The 21,023-nt window shown below is 61.3% G+C and carries 17 protein-coding genes and 1 riboswitch; of the genes, 1 reads left to right on the forward strand and 16 read right to left on the reverse strand.

What is annotated here, in order from left to right; genetic code table 11:
- Nucleotides 1-36: 36 nt before the first annotated feature.
- Together alaS and ltaE are read right to left on the reverse strand one after the other, a co-directional pair.
- On the reverse strand, nt 37-2,655 hold the full coding sequence (gene alaS / locus Q1W70_RS03825) for an alanine--tRNA ligase (RefSeq protein ID WP_302098640.1): 2,619 nt from the start codon (nt 2,653-2,655) through the stop codon (nt 37-39).
- Nucleotides 2,656-2,801: 146 nt separating this feature from the next.
- On the reverse strand, nt 2,802-3,806 hold the full coding sequence (ltaE, locus tag Q1W70_RS03830; protein ID WP_185819206.1) for a low-specificity L-threonine aldolase: 1,005 nt from the start codon (nt 3,804-3,806) through the stop codon (nt 2,802-2,804).
- 196 nt (nt 3,807-4,002) lie between these two features.
- Nucleotides 4,003-4,174, forward strand: a riboswitch (FMN riboswitch).
- 120 nt (nt 4,175-4,294) lie between these two features.
- Here ltaE and Q1W70_RS03835 point away from each other — a divergent pair.
- The gene (locus tag Q1W70_RS03835; protein WP_166592466.1) at nt 4,295-4,804 is read left to right on the forward strand and encodes a 6,7-dimethyl-8-ribityllumazine synthase; all 510 of its coding nucleotides are present in this window, start codon (nt 4,295-4,297) and stop codon (nt 4,802-4,804) included.
- A 54-nt stretch (nt 4,805-4,858) separates the two neighbouring features.
- Here the strand turns inward: Q1W70_RS03835 and astE are convergent, their stop codons facing one another.
- The 14 genes from astE to acs all read right to left on the reverse strand — a co-directional run bounded on the left by astE (nt 4,859) and on the right by acs (nt 20,919).
- The gene (gene astE / locus Q1W70_RS03840) at nt 4,859-5,869 is read right to left on the reverse strand and encodes a succinylglutamate desuccinylase (protein WP_166592467.1); all 1,011 of its coding nucleotides are present in this window, start codon (nt 5,867-5,869) and stop codon (nt 4,859-4,861) included.
- 12 nt (nt 5,870-5,881) lie between these two features.
- Nucleotides 5,882-6,169, reverse strand: a complete 288-nt coding sequence (locus Q1W70_RS03845) for a topoisomerase II (RefSeq protein WP_182343785.1) — start codon at nt 6,167-6,169, stop codon at nt 5,882-5,884.
- 63 nt (nt 6,170-6,232) lie between these two features.
- Nucleotides 6,233-7,579 (reverse strand): N-succinylarginine dihydrolase, encoded by a 1,347-nt coding sequence (astB, locus tag Q1W70_RS03850; RefSeq protein ID WP_166592468.1) that lies wholly within the window; start codon nt 7,577-7,579, stop codon nt 6,233-6,235.
- A gap of 161 nt (nt 7,580-7,740) precedes the next feature.
- Nucleotides 7,741-9,210 (reverse strand): succinylglutamate-semialdehyde dehydrogenase, encoded by a 1,470-nt coding sequence (gene astD, locus Q1W70_RS03855; RefSeq protein ID WP_302098879.1) that lies wholly within the window; start codon nt 9,208-9,210, stop codon nt 7,741-7,743.
- A complete protein-coding gene (gene astA / locus Q1W70_RS03860) occupies nt 9,207-10,232 on the reverse strand; it encodes an arginine N-succinyltransferase (protein ID WP_166592469.1) in 1,026 nt (341 codons plus the stop codon). The genes astD and astA overlap by 4 nt, the downstream gene beginning before the upstream one ends.
- A 79-nt stretch (nt 10,233-10,311) precedes the next feature.
- A complete protein-coding gene (gene aruF, locus Q1W70_RS03865; RefSeq protein WP_166592470.1) occupies nt 10,312-11,331 on the reverse strand; it encodes an arginine/ornithine succinyltransferase subunit alpha in 1,020 nt (339 codons plus the stop codon).
- A gap of 140 nt (nt 11,332-11,471) precedes the next feature.
- Nucleotides 11,472-12,692 carry an aspartate aminotransferase family protein gene (locus tag Q1W70_RS03870; RefSeq protein ID WP_166592471.1) on the reverse strand — a complete coding sequence of 407 codons (1,221 nt, stop codon included), beginning with the start codon at nt 12,690-12,692 and terminating at the stop codon, nt 11,472-11,474.
- A 344-nt stretch (nt 12,693-13,036) separates the two neighbouring features.
- Nucleotides 13,037-14,017, reverse strand: a complete 981-nt coding sequence (gene argR, locus Q1W70_RS03875; RefSeq protein WP_182343783.1) for a transcriptional regulator ArgR — start codon at nt 14,015-14,017, stop codon at nt 13,037-13,039.
- A 112-nt stretch (nt 14,018-14,129) separates the two neighbouring features.
- Nucleotides 14,130-14,894, reverse strand: a complete 765-nt coding sequence (locus tag Q1W70_RS03880) for an ABC transporter ATP-binding protein (RefSeq protein WP_166592473.1) — start codon at nt 14,892-14,894, stop codon at nt 14,130-14,132.
- A 23-nt stretch (nt 14,895-14,917) separates the two neighbouring features.
- Nucleotides 14,918-16,030, reverse strand: coding sequence for a M14 family metallopeptidase (locus Q1W70_RS03885; RefSeq protein WP_166592474.1), 1,113 nt, complete (start codon nt 16,028-16,030; stop codon nt 14,918-14,920).
- 1 nt (nt 16,031) lies between these two features.
- Nucleotides 16,032-16,730, reverse strand: coding sequence for an ABC transporter permease (locus Q1W70_RS03890; protein WP_166592475.1), 699 nt, complete (start codon nt 16,728-16,730; stop codon nt 16,032-16,034).
- Entirely contained in the window at nt 16,727-17,416 is a 690-nt protein-coding gene (locus tag Q1W70_RS03895; RefSeq protein ID WP_095171536.1) for an ABC transporter permease, read from the reverse strand. The genes Q1W70_RS03890 and Q1W70_RS03895 overlap by 4 nt, the downstream gene beginning before the upstream one ends.
- A 91-nt stretch (nt 17,417-17,507) precedes the next feature.
- Nucleotides 17,508-18,281 carry an ABC transporter substrate-binding protein gene (locus Q1W70_RS03900; RefSeq protein WP_166592476.1) on the reverse strand — a complete coding sequence of 258 codons (774 nt, stop codon included), beginning with the start codon at nt 18,279-18,281 and terminating at the stop codon, nt 17,508-17,510.
- 682 nt (nt 18,282-18,963) lie between these two features.
- Complete coding sequence (gene acs, locus Q1W70_RS03905) at nt 18,964-20,919, reverse strand: acetate--CoA ligase (RefSeq protein ID WP_166592477.1); 1,956 nt, start codon at nt 20,917-20,919, stop codon at nt 18,964-18,966.
- Nucleotides 20,920-21,023: the final 104 nt, after the last annotated feature.

Here is a 21,023-nt window from a genome sequence, read left to right on the forward strand (position 1 = left end):
GGACCCACCACTAGACGAGAGGCCCGGCATACAGCCTTAAATACCCTGTTCGACAAACGGTACGATCAGGGCCAGGGCCGCGTCCAGTGCGTCAGCGTCAGTACCACCGCCTTGCGCCATGTCCGGACGACCACCACCCTTCCCGCCCACTGCCGCAGCGGCTTGCTTCATCAAATCACCGGCTTTGAGTTGGCCAGTCAGGTCTTTGGTCACACCGGCAACCAGTACGACCTTTTCCTCATGGACACTGCCGAGCAGGATCACTGCGCGGCCGAGTTTGTTCTTCAACTGATCGACCAGCGCCAGCAGCGCCTTGCCATCCTGACCGTCGAGACGCACGGCCAGCACCTTCACACCCTTGACGTCCTGGGCCTGGGCCGACAGGTCGTCACCCGCCGCACTGGCGGCCTTGGCTTGCAACTGCTCGAGTTGCTTTTCCAGCAGACGGTTGCGCTCAAGCACAGCCGACAGCTTGTCGATCAGGTTGTCGCGGCTACCCTTGACCAGGTTGGCCGCTTCCTTGAGTTGCTCTTCCGCAGCGTTCAGGTAGGCCAGCGCAGCGGCGCCAGTCACTGCCTCGATACGCCGTACGCCCGAAGCCACACCGCCTTCGCTGATGATCTTCAGCAGGCCGATGTCGCCAGTACGATTGGCGTGGATACCGCCGCACAGCTCAACGGAGAAATCGCCGCCCATGCTCAGTACACGCACGCTGTCGCCGTACTTCTCGCCGAACAGCGCCATGGCGCCTTTTTGCTTGGCGGTGTCGATGTCGGTTTCTTCGGTCTCTACCGCCGAGTTCTGGCGAATCTGGGCGTTGACGATTTCTTCCAGCGCCTTGATCTGCTCAGGCTTGATGGCCTCGAAGTGGCTGAAGTCAAAGCGCAGGCGCTGACTGTCAACCAACGAACCCTTCTGCTGTACGTGCTCGCCCAGCACCTGGCGCAAGGCTGCGTGCAGCAAGTGAGTCGCCGAGTGGTTCAACGCGGTGGCATGACGCACCTCGGCATCCACATGGGCTTCAACCGGTGCACCGACGATCAGACTACCCGATGCCAGCACGCCGTGGTGCAGGAAGGCACCACCGGTCTTGGTGGTATCGCGCACGTCGAAACGTGCAGTACCGGCCTGCAGGTAACCGCAGTCACCGACCTGGCCACCGGACTCGGCGTAGAACGGGGTCTGGTTGAGAACGATCACGCCCTCGTCGCCTTCGCTCAATACGTCGACCGACTGGCCGTTCTTGTACAGGGCAACGATTTTGGCCGAACCGCGGGTATCGGAGTAGCCGGTGAACTCGGTGGCCACGTCGACCTTGACCAGGGTGTTGTAGTCCAGGCCGAACGAACTGGCCGAACGTGCACGCACACGCTGGGCTTCCATCTCACGCTCAAAACCGGCTTCGTCGATAGTCAGCTCGCGCTCGCGGGCGATATCGGCGGTCAGGTCCATCGGGAAACCGTAGGTGTCATACAGCTTGAACACCACGTCGCCCGGCACCACGGTGCCTTTGAGTTCGGCCAGGTCCTGCTCGAGAATCTTCAGGCCGTGCTCCAGGGTCTTGGAGAACTGCTCTTCCTCGGCCTTGAGCACGCGCTCGATGTTGGCCTGCTGTTGCTTGAGCTCCGGGAAGGCTTCGCCCATCTCGGCCACCAGGGCCGCGACGATCTTGTAGAAAAAGCTGCCGGTGGCGCCCAGCTTGTTACCGTGACGGCAGGCGCGACGGATGATCCGGCGCAGTACATAGCCACGGCCTTCGTTGGACGGCAGCACGCCGTCGGCAATCAGGAAACCGCAGGAACGGATGTGGTCCGAAACCACTTTGAGCGAAGACTGATCGCCATTTTCGCAGCCAATGGCTTGCGCCGAGGCCTTGAGCAGGTTCTTGAACAGGTCAATGTCATAGTTGGAATTGACGTGCTGCATCACCGCACTGATCCGCTCCAGGCCCATGCCGGTATCCACCGACGGCGCTGGCAACGGATGCAACACGCCATCGGCGGTGCGGTTGAACTGCATGAACACGTTGTTCCAGATCTCGATGTAACGGTCGCCGTCTTCTTCCGGCGAACCCGGTGGGCCACCCCAGATGTGGTCGCCGTGATCGTAGAAAATCTCGGTGCACGGACCGCACGGGCCGGTATCGCCCATGGTCCAGAAGTTGTCGGAGGCGTAAGGCGCGCCCTTGTTGTCGCCGATGCGGATCATGCGCTCGACCGGCACACCGATCTGCTGGGTCCAGATGTCATACGCTTCATCGTCGGAGGCGTAGACAGTGACCCAGAGCTTTTCCTTGGGCAGCTTCAGGACACCGGTCAGGAAGGTCCAGGCGAAGGTAATCGCGTCGTGCTTGAAATAGTCGCCGAAGCTGAAGTTACCCAGCATCTCGAAGAAAGTGTGGTGACGGGCGGTATAACCGACGTTTTCCAGGTCGCTGTTCTTGCCGCCGGCGCGTACGCACTTCTGGCTGCTGGTGGCGCGGGTATACGCGCGCTTTTCCTGGCCCAGGAAGCAGTCCTTGAACTGGTTCATCCCCGCGTTAGTGAACAGCAGGGTTGGGTCGTTGCCCGGAATCAAAGAGCTGGAGGCTACACGGGTGTGGCCTTGCTCTTCGAAGAAGCGAAGGAAGGCTTCACGGATTTCTGCGCTTTTCATTAGGTTCTTCCACGGAGGCTGCGGCCAAAGGCCTGTGCGATTCGTCAACGGACGAAGCGACGGCAAAGGGCCGCATTATATCGGCCCTGCGCGCGCGGTACAGCGTGTTTATACGATAGAAACCGTCAATTGGACGGCCTGCAAGATCATTTAGCGCAAAACTCGACGAATGTCGCGATCACCCGATCGATCTGGGCCCGGCTGACATCCATGTGGGTGACCATGCGCAGACGGGCCGCCGCACTGAGCTTGATCCCCCGCTCTGCGGCAAAAGCCTTGATTGCGTCGGCTTTGTCGCCGATCTGCAGGTAAACCATATTGGTATGCACCGGCTCGACAGTAAAGCCTGCCGCTCGCAGGCCCTGTGCCAGGTACTCGGCATTGGCATGGTCTTCGGCCAGGCGCTGCACGTGGTGATCCAGCGCATACAGACCGGCCGCCGCCAGGTAGCCGGCCTGGCGCATGCCGCCGCCGACCATCTTGCGCAGGCGCCGCGCCCTGGCGATCAATTCCAGCGAACCACAAAGCACCGAACCCACTGGCGCGCCCAGGCCTTTGGACAGGCACACCGACACCGAGTCGAAATGCTGGGTGATCTCCCGTGCATCCACCCCCAACTTGACCGCCGCGTTGTACAGCCGCGCGCCGTCCAGGTGCAACTGCAAGCCATGCTCCCGGGTAAAGCTTCGCGCCTGGGCCAGGTACTCCATCGGCAGCACTTTGCCTTGCATGGTGTTTTCCAGCGCCAGCAAGCGAGTGCGGGCGAAGTGGAAGTCGTCCGGCTTGATCGCCGCCGCCACCTGCGCCAGATCCAGCGAACCGTCGGCCTGGACCTCCAGCGGCTGCGGCTGGATCGAGCCCAGTACCGCGGCGCCACCACCTTCGTATTTGTAAGTGTGCGCCTGCTGACCGACGATGTACTCCTCACCGCGCTCGCAGTGAGCCATCAAGCCCAGCAGGTTGCTCATGGTGCCCGTCGGCACGAACAGCGCGGCGGCAAATCCCAGGCGCCCGGCCAGTTCGGCCTCAAGCCGATTGACCGTAGGATCCTCGCCATAGACATCGTCACCAGTGGCCGTCCTGGCCATTGCGTCGAGCATCCCTGCGGTCGGTTGGGTGACGGTGTCGCTGCGAAGATCGATAACACTCATGAATCTGGCCTCGGTAGACAGGGGGAATCCCTTACAGGTTTGAATTACAGCGGGCATGCCGGGCAATAATCAACCCTTGCACCAGGAAAAGGCAGCAGGCACCTCGTAAAAAGTCGATAGCAATCATCAGATAGCAGCAATGCATGAGTGGGAAATATGTGTTAAAAACGCTGCGCCGCCAGACAATCTGTCGGCAAAACGTTCTCAGGGCGGGGTGCAACTCCCCACCGGCGGTAATTGCGCGCAATGCGCATAGCCCGCGAGCGCTTGGTATCACCGCAGCCGCAGGCTGTGAATGATGGCAAGGTCAGCAGACCCGGTGTGATCCCGGGGCCGACGGTCATAGTCCGGATGAAGAGAGAACGGGATTGGCGCCAAAGGGCCGTCCACGGGAAAGGTGCAGTCACTGCACGTGTAACCGTTGCGCACCCTTAAATCCCATTCGATTCATAACGCCCTGTTTTTCACACAAACAGGAGTCAGAACAGATGCAACCCACCGCAATCGACAGCAAAAGCAAAAACCATCAGGGCGAGCGCGTCGCATTTATCCAGGCCTGCTGGCACAAGGATATTGTTGACCAGAGCCGTAAGGGCTTCGTCAGCGAGATGATTGCCCAGGGCTATCAGGAATCGGAGATCGACTTTTTTGAAGTGGGCGGTGCCTTTGAAATCCCGCTGCACGCCAAGCTGCTGGCCAAGTCTGGCCGTTATGCCGGCATCGTTGCTGCAGGCCTGGTGGTCGATGGCGGCATCTACCGGCACGAGTTCGTCGCCCAGTCGGTCATCAGCGGCCTGATGCAGGTTCAACTGGAAACCGAAGTCCCGGTATTCTCGGTCGTACTGACCCCGCACCACTTCCATGCCGGCGAAGAACACCAGAAGTTCTTCTTCGAGCACTTTGTGCACAAGGGCCAGGAAGCGGCGAAGACCTGTGCCGATACCCTGCACAAGATCCGCGCACTGCGTCGTAACGAACCTCGCGCGGTAGCCGTTTAAGGCTGGCAGAAACCTGTGGGAGCGGCTGCGCCCCCACAGGTTCTAGAGGCTCGATCAGGCCAGGTGTTCACCCGCGGTTGGCACAACCAGAATGCCGGCCCGCAAACCATTCTTCACCTTGGGGTTGGGAAAGATGATCCGGGCGCCCTGCTCCTCGATGATCCAGCGCGTCTGTGCGATGTCCTCAGCCAGCACATAACCCACCTCCAGCGGTGAGAAGTTCTCGATGTCCGCCGGCAGGTTCAGCGTGAAGCTGTCGCTGTGCTTGATGATTTCCCGCGCCACGCTGAACAGCTGCAGGCCGTCCAGGCCCGCGTCTGACAATGGCGGCTCGCTGCCTTCGATGATCTGCTTCAGGCGGGTTTCCAGGCGCGAAACATTGACCCCCTCGTTCTGCCCAAATGGCCGGGCCTTGCCCAGTTCCAGGGTGAAGGCTTCAGCGCCCAGCTTGTCGTAAGTGTAGGAACTGAACACGATCGACGGTTTGTTCTGCAGCAGCACCGCCTCCATGCCCGCCGCCCGCAGCCGGGCCAGTTCGCGACGCGAATGCTGGCGGCCGTCTTTCCAAGGGTAGAGGGCAAACTGTTCGATCTTCGAGCCACGGATGGCGGTGTGCAGGTCGTAGTGCAGGCGCTCGCGGTCCGGCAAGCTGAAAAAACTCGCCGCCAGGCGCTCCAGCTCACAGGCGCGCAGCGCCTCCGAGCCACTGCTCAATTCATGCCGGCCGTTGAACAGCCGATTGACGTCCTGCTCGACAAAACGCTCGCCGCGGCGCATGGCCTCGGGGTTGCCGAACAGGAACAGAATGCGTGCGCACGGTTTCAACTCACCGCGAGCAATGTCGTGCAACAGGCGATCGAGCAACTCGATCGGCGCTGTTTCGTTGCCGTGGATGCCGGCCGACAACAGCAAGTCCAGGCCGTTGTCGCGAGCTTGCGGTGGCCGGACTTCCAGCGCACCTTCACTCAGCCAGCGCATCCGCACGCCTTCGACAGTCAGTTGAGTCTTCTCCGCCGGTTCACGGCCGGCGAGGGTCAGTTCAAGCAGTTTGCCGAGGGCGAGCATAGAGCGATTTCCTTAATGGTCGTGATTGCAATCCGGGCCATGCACGTGGTCTTCATCGCCGACTTCAGCCGGTTCCATTTCCAGTTGCAGGCTTACCAGATTAGTCGCCAATGGGCGCAGCAGCAGGTTGGCGTATTCCGCATCGCCTTCTTCGACGTCAACGCCGATCAGCAGTTGGCCGCGGCCGTCCTGCTGGATCCACAGTTCCTTGCCCTGCCAGATCACCGCCACGCGGGTGCAGGAGGTTTCCAGTTGAGTGCCGTCGGTGTCTTCAAGGATCAGCTGCAGGGTATCGCTCATTTTTTCGCTCTCATCTGGAGATAAAGCAGCGCGCCCGACTCATCAGGAGCCGGCCGCGGGCTTTCAATTGATCTGGAATGGATAAACCGCGCCCAGTTTAAGGATTTGCGTCAGTTCATCCAGTGCCGTCCGGCACTCAAGCAACAATTGTGGGTCCGCCAGATCGTTTTCGGTCATGCGGTCACGGTAGTGCTTTTCGACCCACTGGGTCAGCGTGCCATACAACGGCGCGGTCATGATAACCCCTGGGTTGACGGCCGCCAGCTCGGTTTCATTCAACGCCACGCGCAAGCGCAGGCAAGCCGGGCCACCGCCATTCTGCATGCTCTGCTTGAGGTCGAAGACTTTCACCTCACGGATCAGCCCACCGGAGCTGGTCAGGGTCTGCAGGTACTGCCAGACGCGTTCGTTGTTCTGGCACTCCTGCGGCACGATCAGCAACATCGAACCGTCCGCCTGCGACAGCAGCTGGCTGTTGAACAGGTAGGAACGCACGGCGTCCTCGACCGAAACCTGCGCACGCGGCACACAGATCGCCTTGAACTGCCCCCCACGCTTGGCGAGCTTGGCCGACAGTTCAGCCAGCATCTGCTCAGTATCGAGAAACGCGTCCTCGTGATAGAACAGCGCCTCGCCGTTACCCACCGCAATCACGTCGTTGTGGAACACGCCCTGATCGATCACCGCCGGGTTTTGCTGAGCATAGACCACACCGTCATCACTCAGGCCGTGCAAGCGTGCGACCGCTTGCGAGGCTTCCAGCGTCTGGCGCGCCGGGTACTTCTGGGGCGCCGGGTAACGGGGGTCGAACGCACTGCGACCGAACACGAAGAACTCGACGCCGGCTTCGCCGTAGTCACGGCAGAAACGGGTGTGGTTGGCCGCGCCTTCGTCACCGAACTGCGCCACGGCCGGCAAGGCCGCGTGATGAGCGAAGTGCTTCGGGTCGGCGAACATCGCCCCCAGCACGCGGCTGGTGGTCGGGTGCTCGATGCTGCGGTGGTACTTGCAATTGAGGTTGGCGGCGGTGAAGTGCACGCGGCCGTCGGCGGTGTCGGCGCTCGGGCTGACAGTCGCGGCGTTGGCCACCCACATGCTCGATGCCGAGCAACTGGCGACCAGCAAGGGCATGGCCTCTTTGGCGGCCTGCTCGATCACCTGGGCATCGGTGCCGCTAAAGCCCAGGTTGCGCAATGCGCCAACATCCGGACGTTCCTGCGGCGCCAGCACACCCTGGACAAACCCCATGTCCATCAGCGCTTTCATTTTCGCCAGGCCCTGCAGCGCCGCTTCCTTGGGGTTGGAAGACTGCTGGCTGTTGCTCTGGGACGCAACGTTGCCGAAGGACAGACCGCCGTAGTTATGGGTCGGCCCCACTAGACCGTCGAAATTGACTTCATAGGATTTCATCAGCGAGGCTCCACGAGAATCTGTTGTTATAGGCTTCAGTAACTAAATTTGAGACCGAGGCGCGGCCATCGCCAGCAGGCTGGCTCCCACAGCGATTGCGTCGTACACGTAATGTGAGAACACCACCGAAACTGTGGGAGCCAGCCTGCTGGCGATAGGCATCACGCCATCTTCACGCCAGGCGTCAGGGTCGCCGGCATCATCAGGCTCGGCGTTTCCAGCGAGGCCACTGGATACGCGCAGTAATCCGCGGAGTAGTAAGCGCTGGCGCGGTGGTTGCCCGATGCGCCGACGCCGCCGAACGGCGCGCTGCTCGCAGCACCTGTCAGTTGCTTGTTCCAGTTGACGATACCGGCCCGGCTCTGCAGCCAGAACTGCTGGTAGCGCGCTTCGGAGTCCGACAGCAGACCGGCGGCCAGGCCGTACTGAGTGTTGTTGGCCTCGCGGATCGCCGACTCGAAATCGGTGTAGCGAATCACTTGCAGCAGCGGCCCGAACAGCTCTTCGTCAGGACGATCCGCCACGGCGCTCACATCCAGGATGCCCGGAGTCAGCAAAGCGGCGTTGGCTTGTGGCTGGGTCATTTCCAGCAAGCTCACCGCGCCATTGGCCAGCAGGTGTTCCTGGGCGTCCATCAAGGCCTTGGCGGCGGCCAGGGAAACCACCGAGCCCATGAACGGTGCCGGCTGTTGATCGAACGCGCCGACATCGATGGTTGCGCTGACCGCCACCAGGCGCGCCAGCAGCGTGTCGCCCCAGGCGCCTTGTGGCACCAGCAGGCGGCGCGCGCAGGTGCAGCGCTGGCCGGCAGAAATGAAGGCCGACTGGATAATGGTGTAGACCGCCGCATCGAGGTCAGCGACCTGATCGACCACCAACGGGTTGTTGCCGCCCATTTCCAGCGCAAGAATCTTGTCCGGACGCCCGGAGAACTGCGCATGCAGGTGGTTGCCGGTGCGACTGGAACCGGTGAAGAACAGACCGTCGATCCCAGGGTTCGCGGCCAGCGCGATCCCGGTTTCACGGGCACCTTGCAGCAGGTTCAACACACCCGCCGGCAAGCCGGCTTCGATCCAGCAACGGACCGTCAGTTCGGCCACTTTCGGCGTCAGTTCGCTAGGCTTGAACAGCACGCTGTTACCGGCCAGCAGGGCAGGAACAATGTGCCCATTGGGCAGGTGACCCGGGAAGTTGTAAGGCCCGAAGACCGCAACCACACCATGGGGCTTGTGCCGCAGCACGGCGGTGGCGTCACCCAGTGGGCCGCTCTTCTCGCCGGTACGTTCGCGGTAGCTCTGCACTGAGATCGCGATCTTGTTGACCATGCTGGTCACTTCAGTCGCCGCTTCCCACAGCGGTTTGCCGGTTTCCTCACCAATGCAGTGCGCCAGCTCGTCGGCGTGGGACTTCAGGCTGGCGGCGAAGGCCTCCAGCACGCTGATGCGCTCTTGCAGGGTGCGCTGGGCCCAGGCCGGAAACGCCTGGCGCGCGGCCTGCACGGCGCTTTCAACCTGAGCGGCGGTGGCGCCCTGCCCCGACCACAGCACGTGCTGGGTCACCGGGTTCAGCGATTCAAAGGCTTCGCCCTGACCCGCCAGCCACTCACCTGCGATGTATAGCGAATTCATTATTTCGACTCCCGAGCAGCAGACAACGGCACGGCGCGCACTTGATCGCCGGCATTGAGTTGAAGACGTTTGGCGGTCAGTGGATCGACCACCAGGGTACCGGCCGCAAACCGTGCAGGCGCGGCAGTGATGCGGCAGTCTTCGCGCTTGCGGTTGTGAATCAGGAACGGCGTGGCGTCATCCCCCGGGGTGCCGATGGCCAGCACCAGTGCCTGGCTGTCACGCACCGCGCGGATCTTGCCGGTTTCGCATTCCACTGCCGGGCCGGCGTCGAAAATATCGACGTAACCCTGGTAGCTGAAACCCTCGCTCTTGAGCATCGCCAGCGCCGGCTCGGTGTCCGGGTGAACCTGGCCGATGACATTGCGCGCGTCTTCGGAAAGGAAGCAGGTGTAGAGCGGAAACTTGGGCATCAGCTCGGCAATGAACGCCTTGTTGCCCACGCCAGTCAGGTAATCGGCCTGGCTGAACTCCATCTTGAAAAAGTGCCGGCCCAGGCTTTCCCAGAAAGGCGAACGACCTGCCGCGTCGGAGACGCCCCGCATCTCGGCGATGATCTTGTTGCCAAACAACTGCGGGAACTCGGCGATGAACAACATCCGCGCCTTGGCCAGCATGCGGCCGTTGAGGCCAGTGCGGTAATCGGCGTGCAGGAACAACGAGCACAGCTCGGAGTTGCCGGTCAGGTCGTTGGCCAGGAACAGCGTCGGGATCTCGCGGTAGATGTTCAGCTCTTGCGAAGCGCTGACCGTCAGGCCAACCCGGAAGTTGTACCAAGGCTCACGCAGCCCCACGGCGCCGGCAATCGCGCTGATCCCCACCACGCGGCCGTCGTCATCCTCGAGCACGAACAGGTAATCGGCGTCGCCGCGCCCCGCTTCGCCACGGAAGGTCTTTTCGGCCCAGCCAACCCGGTGCGACAGGCGCTCTTCGTTGGCCGGCAAGGTTGTCAGGCCGGTGCCAGTGCTGCGGGCCAGCTCGATCAGAGCGGGTAAATCGCTGCTGCGTACGGGACGAACGATCATGCTATCTCCTCAAGCGGACGGCCGGTAACGGCCACCCGCAAAACTCGCTGCTCTGAAGCCTTTATCAGGCGTTTAAGCGTTAAACCGCCACCAGGCGCACGCTGGCACCCTCGCCGACACCCAGGGCCTCGGCGGCTTCCAGGTCCAGGATCACCGGCTTGCCCGGCGCGTAGTCCAGCTCGAGCATGACTGCGCGGTAATCCTGCAACTGGGCATTGGCCACCAGGTACTGCCGGCCAGCGCCCTTGACCGGCTCGCCGATCTTCACCGGCACCACACGGCTCTGGGCGATCGAGCGGATCCCCGAGACACGTGCATGCAGGGTCGGGCCACCATCGAAGATGTCGATGTAATGATCGGTCTCGAAGCCTTCGCGCATCAGGATGTCGAACGTGATCTGCGCCCGCGGGTGCACCTGGCCCATCGCTTCTTGAGCGGAGTCCGGCAGCAGGGGCACGTAGATCGGGTAGTGCGGCATCAGTTCGGCCAGGAACGTGCGGCTCTTGAGCCCGCACAGGCGTTCGGCGGCGGCGTAGTTGAGGTCAAAGAAATTGCGGCCGATGGCGTCCCAGAACGGTGAGTCGCCCTGTTCATCGCTGTAGCCGACGATCTCGGTCACCACCGAATCGGCGAACCGCTCCGGGTGGCTGGCCACGAACAGCAGGCGCCCGCGGGAGTTGAGCTCCGACCAGGCCGAACCCACCAACTCAGGCAGCACGTAGAAGCTGGTCAGCAGGCTGTTGCCGGTCAGGTCATGGCACTGGGAGAGCACGTGGATCTTGTTATGAATCTTCAGCTCGCGGGAGGCGTGCACGAAGGTTTCATTACGAAAGCTGTAGAAAGGTTCCGAATAACCGGCCGAGGCAACGATGGCCGAGCAGCCCACCAGCTTGCCGGTGGTGCTGTCTTCGAGCACGAAGAAATAACTCTCTTCGCCGTTGAAGCTGACCTCGGCGGCGAACGACGCTTCGCTCGCGGCGATCTTGTCGCTCAGGCGTTCAACGTCATCCGGCAGGGAAGTGACACCAATCGGGCTGTCCGCAGCCAGACGCTGTACCTCGCCCAGATCAGCCATTTGCGCAGGGCGCATCACCAGCATGGTGTCACTCCTTTTTCTAAAACTCTTTGAGGAAAATAAACCGGCCCCTTGTAGGAGCGAGCAAGCTCGCTCCTACAGAAAAGCGGGTCCGGCATAAAAATCAGGTTCGACGCCTGAATGATCAGGCGCCGAAGGGTCTATCAGGCTTGTGTCAATTTGGCGGCAGCGCGTTCGAAGCGGTCCAGACCGGCATCGATATCAGCGTCTTCAACCACCAGGCTCGGCGCAAAACGAATCACGTCCGGGCCGGCTTGCAGGATCATCAGGCCTTCTTTTTCAGCCGCATTGAAGATGTCCTTGGCCTTGCCTTTCCAGGCATCGCTCAGCACACAACCGAGCAGCAGGCCCAAGCCACGGACCTGAGTGAACAAACCGTACTTTTCACCGATCTGCTCCAGGCGCGCCTTGAACTTGTCGTGCTTGGCATTCACCCCATTGAGCACTTCAGGGGTGTTGATCACGTCGATCACCGCCTCGGCCACCGCACAGGCCAGCGGGTTGCCACCGTAAGTGGTGCCGTGGGTGCCGACGACCAGGTGCTTGGCCAGGTCTTCGGTGGTCAGCATGGCGGCGATCGGGAAACCACCGCCCAGGCTCTTGGCGCTGGTCAGGATGTCCGGCGTCACACCGTAGTGCTGGTAGGCGAACAGCTTGCCGCTGCGGCCCATACCGGTTTGCACTTCGTCGAACACCAACAGGGCGTTGTGCGCGTTGCACAGCTCACGAGCCCCTTGCAGATAAGCCAGCTCGGCCGGCAATACACCGCCCTCGCCCTGGATCGGCTCCAGCACGACCGCGCAGGTCTTGTCGGAAATGGCGGCTTTCAGCGCGGCCAGGTCGTTGTACGGCACGTGGCTGATGCCCGTGATCTTCGGACCAAAACCATCGGAGTACTTGGACTGGCCACCGACGTTGACGGTGAACAGCGTACGGCCGTGGAAGCTGTTGAGCGCGGCGATGATTTCGTACTTCTCAGGACCGAAACGATCGTGGGCGACCCGACGGGCCAGCTTGAAGGCGGCCTCGTTGGCTTCAGCGCCGGAGTTGCAGAAGAACACGCGCTCGGCAAAGGTCGCGTCGATCAGCTTGTGGGCCAGGCGCAGGGCCGGCTCGTTGGTGAACACGTTGGACACGTGCCACAGCTTGTTCGCTTGCTCGGTCAAGGCACTGACCAGCGCCGGATGGGCGTGACCCAATACGTTGACGGCGATCCCGCCGGCGAAGTCGATCAACTCGCGACCGGACTGGTCCCAAACGCGGGAACCTTCACCACGCACAGGAATGAAAGCGGCAGGCGCATAGTTGGGAACCATAACCTGGTCAAAATCAGCGCGTTGTACCGCAGCGTGCTCAACGGACATCGGAGTCTCCTGATGAGAAACACCCGCCTGAAACTGGCGAGCGATGAGGGGATTGTAAGGACAGTTTCTGGCTTGGCCTTGCCGCCAAGCGACAACTTCTTATAGCGCAAAACCCGCTTTTGACCGGGTTTACGGCAATGCGACAAATAGCGTCGCAAAGGCGCAGTTTAAACTGCCTGCGCCGGTTTGCGGCAGGCATGACGGAATCTGCTGCAGGCGCTTTAAAGAACCGCGCCGACGTGGGAGTCGATACGGTGAGAATGGTATGGAGATTGGGTGCGCAACGTCGCAAGGCTCCGAGGTCGACGAGTAACAACCCTCAGGCCCAACAGCCGCCCGATGCCTTAGCCGCGTTCCGAAGGCACGGACGACAGTTCGAACGGGCTGCTGCTGCGCCGCTGGTTACGGTCTTCACGCGGCGTGGCGCCGAAGAAGTTGCGGTAGGCGCTGGAGAAGTGCGGGCCCGAGGAGAAACCACAGGACAGGCCGATCTGGATGATCGACTTGCTGGTCTGCATCAACATCTGCCGCGCCTTGTTCAGGCGCAGCTCGAGGTAATACTGGCTCGGCACACGATTGAGGTACTGCTTGAAAATCCGCTCCAACTGCCGACGGGACACGCATACATGCTGGGCGATTTCGTCGGTAGTCAGCGGCTCTTCGATGTTGGCTTCCATCAGCAACACCGCCTGGGTGAGTTTCGGATGGCTGGAGCCGAGGCGATTCTGCAAGGGAATGCGTTGACGCTCACCCCCTTCGCGAATCCGCTCGACCACCAACTCTTCCGACACCGCACCGGCCAGTTCTGCCCCGTGATCACGTGCCAAAACCGCGAGCAACAGGTCAAGCACCGACATCCCGCCACACGCCGTCAGGCGATCACGATCCCAGTCGAACAGATGACTGGTGGCAATCACCTTGGGAAAACGCTCGGCAAAATCGTCCTGCCAGCGCCAGTGCACCGCAGCGCGATAACCGTCGAGCAAGCCCAGTTGCGCCAAGGGATAGACACCGGCCGACAGACCGCCAATCACACAACCGGCACGCACCAGTTGCTTGAGCGAACTGCTCAGGGCCGGCGCCAGTGCGGTGGGCGGCTCATCGGCGAGCAGGAACAGCTTCTGGAAGTTTTCCAGCTTGCCGCTCCAGGCCTCACCGGGCAGTTGCCAGGCACCCTCGCTCGGAGGCTCGGCGTGCAGGAACACCAGTTCGTAAACCACTTCCGGATGCACGCGCTGAGCAACACGCAAGGCCTCCTCGGCCAGCGCCAGCGTCAAGGCTTTAGTGCTGGGCCAAATCAGGAAACCAATTCGATGGGCAGTCATGGCGGGCAATCCGAAAACAAGAACGTGTTAAAGCCGAAGGCGGCAGCAACCAAATTAGACCATCTGGCGCGCGGTGCGCAGCATGACCTAATTTGGTGCGTAACGGCAGCGATTACTTGAGGCTGCCGGAGAGGAATTGCTGCAGGCGTTCGGACTGTGGATTGACCAGCACTTCGCGCGGGTTGCCACTTTCCTCGACCACACCTTTGTGCAGGAACACCAACTGGTTCGACACTTCCCGGGCAAAGCCCATTTCGTGAGTCACCACCACCATGGTCCGGCCTTCCTGGGCCAGGGCCTGCATGACCTTGAGCACGTCACCGACCAGCTCCGGGTCGAGGGCCGAGGTCGGTTCGTCGAACAGCATCACCTCAGGTTCCATCGCCAGCGCCCGGGCAATCGCCACACGCTGCTGCTCGCCACCGGACATATGGCCCGGGTAGGCGTCCTTGCGATGGGACACGCCCACCTTGGCCAGGTACATCTCGGCCTTTTCCCGCGCCTCGGCCTTGGACATGCCCAGCACGTGCACGGGTGCTTCCATGATGTTTTCCAGCGCGGTCATGTGCGACCACAGGTTGAAATGCTGGAACACCATCGACAGGCGCGAACGCATGCGTTGCAGTTGCTTGGGGTCGGCCGCCTTCATCGCGCCGTCCTTGCCGGCCACCAGCTTCAACTCTTCGTTGTTGAGCAGGATCTTGCCGGCGTGCGGCTGCTCCAGCAGGTTGATGCAGCGCAGGAAAGTACTTTTGCCGGAGCCACTGGAGCCGATGATGCTGATCACATCACCTGCCGCTGCCTTCAGGGACACGCCCTTGAGCACTTCGTGACTGCCATAGCGTTTATGCAGGTCTTGGACTTCAAGTTTGTACATGCTGTCGGTTCTCACAAAAACAGTCAGTCGTTGAGCAAGCGCCCGTGACGCAGCGCTTCGCGCCCCGCCACCTTGGCCAGCCAGAAACCGGGTTGGGCATACCGCAGCCGTTCGACGGCAAACAGCACGCCGGCCGTACCAGCACACACGGTGCTGACCCGATCAGCCAAAGGATCGATCACTTCAAAAATCTCATCACCGGCCTCGACCCACTCGCCCGGCTCACGCAGGAAGCTGACCACGCCCGGATGGGGCGCAAACAGCAACTCGGTGCCTTCGAACGGCAGCCCTTCACAGGCCTCGTGCAACGGGGCCGGCCATTGACCCTGGATCAGGCCCTGCTCGGCAAGGAACGCCAGGATGCCCTCGGCGTGAGCCTCGGCCTGGGCGCGCCCGGTGTCTGCCTGACCGCCCAGCTCGATGGTGGTCGCCAGGCACGCCAGGGGAATCTGCGCCTGGGGAAACTGCCGGGCCAACCGCAGCCACGGCAACGAGCAGGCCTCATCAAAGGAGCTGCCACCGGAGTCTTCCGCCAGCAACCCGACCCGCACATTCAAGTGCGCAGCCAGCGAACGCCACTGCGGCCAATGCTGGGGCAACGCATACATGTGCAGCGCGGCTTCGGCATCGCAATGCAGGTCCAGCACCACGTCGGCGGTGCAGGCATGGCTCAGCAAGATCCGCTGCATGCCCTGCAATTGACTGCCGGGCGCGGGCAATGCGGCCAGCGCATCACTCATGGCCCGGCGGATCAACTGGACATTGGCGTGGGGATCATCGCCGAGGCGACCTTCAAGCTGCGCGGCCACCGGCGCACTCAGCTCGACGAAATCGCGGTTGAAGTTCTTGCCGCTGCCCGCCTCGAAACGACCTTGATGGTTGCCCTGGAGCAACTGCCCAAGACCCAGCGGGTTGGCCACCGGCACCAGTTCGATCACCCCGTTGAGGGCGCCCTGGGCTTCGAGTTCGCCCAAGCGCTTTTTCAGCTCCCAGGCCGTGCGCATCCCCGGCAACTCGTCGGCGTGCAGGCTGGCCTGGATATAGGCCTTGCGCTCGCCAGCGCCGAAGCGGAACACCGAAATATGGCGCTCGCTGCCCAAATGGCTCCACGGTAACGCATGGTCGATACGTTCCATATCAGTGCTTCCGCGGGGCCATGTAGCCCAACCAGCGGCGCTCGGCCATCTTGAACAGGCGCACCAGGATGAACGTCAGGCACAGGTAGAACGCACCGGCGGTGATGTACGCCTCGAACGGCAGGTAGTACTGGGCGTTGACGGTACGCGCGGCGCCGGTGATGTCGATCAGGGTCACGATGGACGCCAGACTGGTGGTCTGCAGCATCATGATCACTTCGTTGCTGTACTGCGGCAGCGCCCGGCGCAGGGCCGATGGCAGCAGGATGCGCTTGTACATCTTGAAGCGCGACATACCCATGGCCTTGGCCGCTTCGATCTCGCCATTGGGCGTGGCCCGCAGGCTGCCGGCGATGATTTCGGCGGTGTAGGCACTGGTATTGACGGCAAAGGCCAGGCACGCGCAGAAGGTTGCGCTCGACAGCCATGGCCAGAGGAAGCTCTCACGCACGGCTTCGAACTGGGCCAGCCCGTAGTAGATCAGGAACAGCTGGACCAGCATCGGCGTGCCACGGATCACGTAGGTGTAGAGCCAGGCGGTCATGTTGACGACCGGCTGCTTGGACACCCGCATCAAGCCCAGGGGCAAGGCACACAACAGGCCGAAGAACAGCGACAGCCCGAGCAGTTTCAAAGTGGTCAGCAGGCCGCCGAAGTACAGCGGCAGTGCCTCCCAGATGACGTTGTAGTCGAAGATCATAGATCAGCCGCCCTTACGCCTACCGAGTAGCGCTTCTCAAGGTGACGCAATGCCAGCAACGAGACACTGGTGATCACCAGGTACATTGCCGCCACCGCGAGGAAGAAGGTGAAAGGCTCGCGGGTGGCATCTGCCGCCTGCTTGGCCTTGAACATCATGTCTTGCAGACCCACCACCGAAATCAGCGCGGTGGCCTTGGTCAATACCAGCCAGTTGTTGGTGAAGCCGGGAATCGCCAGGCGAATCATCTGTGGCACCAGGACCCGGAAGAACACCTGGAAGCTGCTCATGCCGTAGGCCATGCCCGCTTCGGCCTGCCCCTTGGGGATCGCCATGAAGGCACCGCGGAAGGTTTCCGACAGGTACGCACCGAAGATGAAGCCCAGGGTGCCGATACCGGCGACCAGCGGGTTCAGGTCGATGTAGTCGTCATAGCCGAGCAGCGGCGCGACGCGGTTGAGCAGGTCCTGACCACCGTAGAAAATCAGCAGGATCAATACCAGATCGGGAATACCGCGGATCACCGTGGAATACAGATCGCCCAGCCAGGCCAGCCAGCGTACCGGCGACAGGCGCAACGCGACCCCGATCAGACCCAGAACAATGGCCAGGGCCATGGACGACAAGGCGAGCTGAAGCGTCAGCCATGCGCCATCGAGGATGACAGCCCCGTAGCCTTTCAACATGATTCAGGTCCTCGAAAATTGGGATGAAAAAATGGCGCAAACCTCAGAGATCCTGTTGCTTGCGCCATTTCGGACTTGTCGCTGCGACGATTTACTGGCCGTAAATGTCGAAGTCGAAGTACTTGTCCTGGATTTGCTTGTACTTGCCATTCTCGCGAATGCCAGTGATCGCGGTGTTGATCTTGTCTTTCAACGCATCACCCTTGCGCACTGCGATACCCACGCCGTCGCCGAAGTATTTGACGTCGGTGAAGGCCGGGCCAACAAACGCAAAGCCCTTGCCAGCGTCGGTTTTCAGGAAGCCGTCATTCAACAGGGTAGCGTCTGCCACGGTGCCGTCGAGGCGACCGGCAGCCACGTCCAGGTAGATCTCGTTCTGCGAACCGTATGGCTTGATTTCTGCACCCAGCGGGGCCAGGACTTCACGGGCGAAACGCTCGTGGATCGAACCGCGCTGCACACCGATGTTCTTGCCTTTGAGCTCAACCAGGTTGTCACCCACCTGAGTGCCGGCCTTCATCACCAGACGTGCCGGGGTGTTGTAGTACTTGTTGGTGAAGTCCACGGACTTCTTGCGATCGTCGGTGATCGACATGGACGACAGGATGGCGTCGATCTTGCGCACCTTGAGTGCCGGGATCAGACCGTCGAACTCTTGCTCGACCCACACGCACTTGACCTTCATCTCTTCGCACAAGGCGTTGCCGATGTCGTAGTCGAAACCAACGATGCTGCCGTCCGGCGCCTTGGAAGCGAACGGAGGGTAAGCCGCCTCGATACCAATTTTCAGAGGCTTTTCATCGGCGAACGTTGGCAGGGACAGCACGGACAGTGCCAGGGCGCCAAGAAGCACGAGTTTCTTCATCTTAGGACTCCATCGGTAAAGGGCGAAAACGGCAGAGTGAGCATCAGCCCAATATGCGAATGGGTTAAACGTAAAAAACGTTGCTGCGTCCTGGTCGGCGCGCGTTGCTTTCAACGCGGACAACGACGAGCGAGTGATCGGCATTCTAACGACAGGCCCGAAGTCGATATTTCTTCAATGCGACAACAAATTACAGAAGCACCGAGAAACAGGTTCGAGCACATTGACAGCCCTTGAAGTTTATGCAAGAGCAAAAGAGATAGAACCGATCTATGTTGCAAATTGCGGGCCTATTATTGGCAAACCCTTCTAATCCGGCAAGCACAGCGTAATGTCATCTTTTTCATACCCGCTTCAAGGGCCCTAAAACGGGGCCTCACGTTTCCCAACGCCCCGAAATGCTGCCAGCGGTTACACATTTCAACGCCGGGGTAACGCTCGGAAACGCCCCACAGGCAGGCCGATATTTATTCGCCCGGTGTTTGCACAGGCGCTGATCGGTCGAGCGCTCCGTGCTCACAACACAAATGTATGAACGTCCGACTCCCCCACAGGGAATGCGACACCAGAACAAGCCAGCCCTCCCCCTCACGGAGTTTCATACTTCCCGGCAGCTCGAGCACTACGAAAAAGCCCCGCTCGGCGCAAGGCCGGCGGGGCTTTGGTGACTCAAGAACCGCGCTTAAGCGGCGTTCATGGTCTTGTGAGTATCGATCAAATGCTGCACCACACCCGGGTCAGCCAGGGTCGAAATGTCACCCAACCCGTCGTACTCGGCCGTGGCAATCTTGCGCAGGATACGGCGCATGATTTTCCCCGAACGGGTTTTCGGCAGCCCCGGCGCCCACTGGATGACATCCGGCGAGGCGATCGGACCAATCTCCTTGCGCACCCAGTTCTTCAGCTCCAGGCGCAGCGCTTCATTCGGCTCTTCACCACCGTTGAGGGTGACGTAGACATAAATGCCCTGCCCCTTGATGTCGTGCGGCACACCGACCACGGCGGCCTCGGCGACTTTCGGGTGGGCAACCATCGCGCTCTCGATCTCGGCGGTCCCCATACGGTGGCCGGAAACGTTGAGCACGTCATCCACGCGGCCGGTGATCCACCAGTAGCCATCTTCATCGCGACGCGCACCGTCACCGGTGAAGTACATGCCACGGAAGGTCTTGAAATAAGTGTCGACGAAACGGTCATGGTCGCCGTACAGGGTACGGGCCTGGCCCGGCCACGAATCGAGGATCACCAGGTTGCCTTCGGCGGCGCCCTCGATGATGTTGCCCAGGTTGTCCACCAACGCTGGCACCACGCCGAAGAACGGACGTGCCGCCGAACCCGGCTTGAGCGCATGGGCGCCCGGCAACGGGCTCATCAGGGTCGCACCGGTTTCGGTCTGCCACCAAGTGTCGACGATCGGGCAACGGGATTGGCCGACGTTCTTGTAGTACCAGTCCCACGCTTCCGGGTTGATCGGCTCACCCACCGAACCCAGCAGGCGCAGGCTGCTGCCATCGGCGCCTTCACAGGCCGCCGTGCCCGACGCCATCATTGCGCGGATCGCAGTCGGTGCGGTGTAGAGGATGTTGACCTTGTGCTTGTCGACGATCTTCGCCACGCGGGTGATATCCGGGTAGTTCGGCACGCCTTCGAACAGCAGAGTGGTCGCGCCATTGGCCAGCGGGCCATAGACGATGTAGGTGTGGCCAGTGACCCAACCGACGTCGGCGGTGCACCAGTAGATTTCGCCCGGACGGTAGTCGAACACGCGCTCATGGGTCAGCGCCGCGTACAGCAGGTAGCCGCCGGTGGTGTGCTGCACGCCCTTTGGCTTGCCGGTGGAGCCGGAGGTGTAGAGGATGAACAGCGCTTCCTCGGCGCCCATTTCTTTCGGTGCGCAGACGGTGCCCGCGACTTTCATCAGGTCTTCGTACCAGATGTCGCGATGCTGGTTCCACTTGATGTCGCCACCCGTGCGCTTGCACACGATGACCTTCTGGATGCTGCTGGTTTCCGGGTTGGTCAGCGCGTCATCGACGTTGGCCTTGAGGGGGATTTTCTTGCCGGCACGCAGGCCTTCGTCCGCCGTAATCACCACTTTGGATTTGCAGTCAATGATTCGGCCGGCCAGGGCTTCCGGCGAGAAACCGCCGAACACCACCGAGTGAATCGCGCCGATCCGGGTGCAGGCCAGCATGGCGACCACGGCTTCGGGGATCATCGGCATGTAGATGGTCACCACGTCGCCGCGGTGCACGTCCTGGCCACGCAGGGCGTTGGCAAACTTGCAGACTTGTTCGTGCAACTCGCGGTAGGTGATGTTGCGGCTCTCGGCAGGGTCATCGCCTTCCCAGATGATCGCGATCTGATCGCCGCGCTCGGCCAAGTGACGGTCGAGGCAGTTGTAGGAAACGTTCAGGGTGCCGTCGGCGAACCACTTGATGTCGACGTGGTGGTCGTCGAACGAGGTCTGCTTCACCGTGGTGAAAGGCTTGATCCAGTCGAGGCGCTTGGCTTGTTCGCGCCAGAAGCCGTCCGGGTTGACGACCGACTGCTGGTACATGGCCTTGTAGGTCGCCTCGTCAGTCAGGGTATTGGCCGCAACCTCGGGACGAACGGGATACAGAGAAGCCGCACTCATCTTTCTTTACCTCGGTGAAATAGTTGTTTTTGTATGACCCCGTTGTAGCCCGAGGCGGGCCTATAGAACCATTCGACGATGGTAGTAACAAGCCCCTACAAATC

This window comes from Pseudomonas kielensis (genome assembly GCF_030505375.1).
GTDB lineage: Bacteria > Pseudomonadota > Gammaproteobacteria > Pseudomonadales > Pseudomonadaceae > Aquipseudomonas > Aquipseudomonas kielensis.

Bases quoted from the DNA above. Each gene is read 5' to 3' on its own strand.
- alaS (WP_302098640.1), bottom strand. From the start codon at position 2,655: ATGAAAAGCGCAGAAATCCGTGAAGCCTTCCTTCGCTTCTTCGAAGAG.
- ltaE (WP_185819206.1), bottom strand. From the start codon at position 3,806: ATGAGTGTTATCGATCTTCGCAGCGACACCGTCACCCAACCGACCGCA.
- Q1W70_RS03835 (WP_166592466.1), top strand. From the start codon at position 4,295: ATGCAACCCACCGCAATCGACAGCAAAAGCAAAAACCATCAGGGCGAG.
- astE (WP_166592467.1), bottom strand. From the start codon at position 5,869: ATGCTCGCCCTCGGCAAACTGCTTGAACTGACCCTCGCCGGCCGTGAA.
- Q1W70_RS03845 (WP_182343785.1), bottom strand. From the start codon at position 6,169: ATGAGCGATACCCTGCAGCTGATCCTTGAAGACACCGACGGCACTCAA.
- astB (WP_166592468.1), bottom strand. From the start codon at position 7,579: ATGAAATCCTATGAAGTCAATTTCGACGGTCTAGTGGGGCCGACCCAT.
- astA (WP_166592469.1), bottom strand. From the start codon at position 10,232: ATGATCGTTCGTCCCGTACGCAGCAGCGATTTACCCGCTCTGATCGAG.
- aruF (WP_166592470.1), bottom strand. From the start codon at position 11,331: ATGCTGGTGATGCGCCCTGCGCAAATGGCTGATCTGGGCGAGGTACAG.
- Q1W70_RS03870 (WP_166592471.1), bottom strand. From the start codon at position 12,692: ATGTCCGTTGAGCACGCTGCGGTACAACGCGCTGATTTTGACCAGGTT.
- argR (WP_182343783.1), bottom strand. From the start codon at position 14,017: ATGACTGCCCATCGAATTGGTTTCCTGATTTGGCCCAGCACTAAAGCC.
- Q1W70_RS03880 (WP_166592473.1), bottom strand. From the start codon at position 14,894: ATGTACAAACTTGAAGTCCAAGACCTGCATAAACGCTATGGCAGTCAC.
- Q1W70_RS03885 (WP_166592474.1), bottom strand. From the start codon at position 16,030: ATGGAACGTATCGACCATGCGTTACCGTGGAGCCATTTGGGCAGCGAG.
- Q1W70_RS03890 (WP_166592475.1), bottom strand. From the start codon at position 16,730: ATGATCTTCGACTACAACGTCATCTGGGAGGCACTGCCGCTGTACTTC.
- Q1W70_RS03895 (WP_095171536.1), bottom strand. From the start codon at position 17,416: ATGTTGAAAGGCTACGGGGCTGTCATCCTCGATGGCGCATGGCTGACG.
- Q1W70_RS03900 (WP_166592476.1), bottom strand. From the start codon at position 18,281: ATGAAGAAACTCGTGCTTCTTGGCGCCCTGGCACTGTCCGTGCTGTCC.
- acs (WP_166592477.1), bottom strand. From the start codon at position 20,919: ATGAGTGCGGCTTCTCTGTATCCCGTTCGTCCCGAGGTTGCGGCCAAT.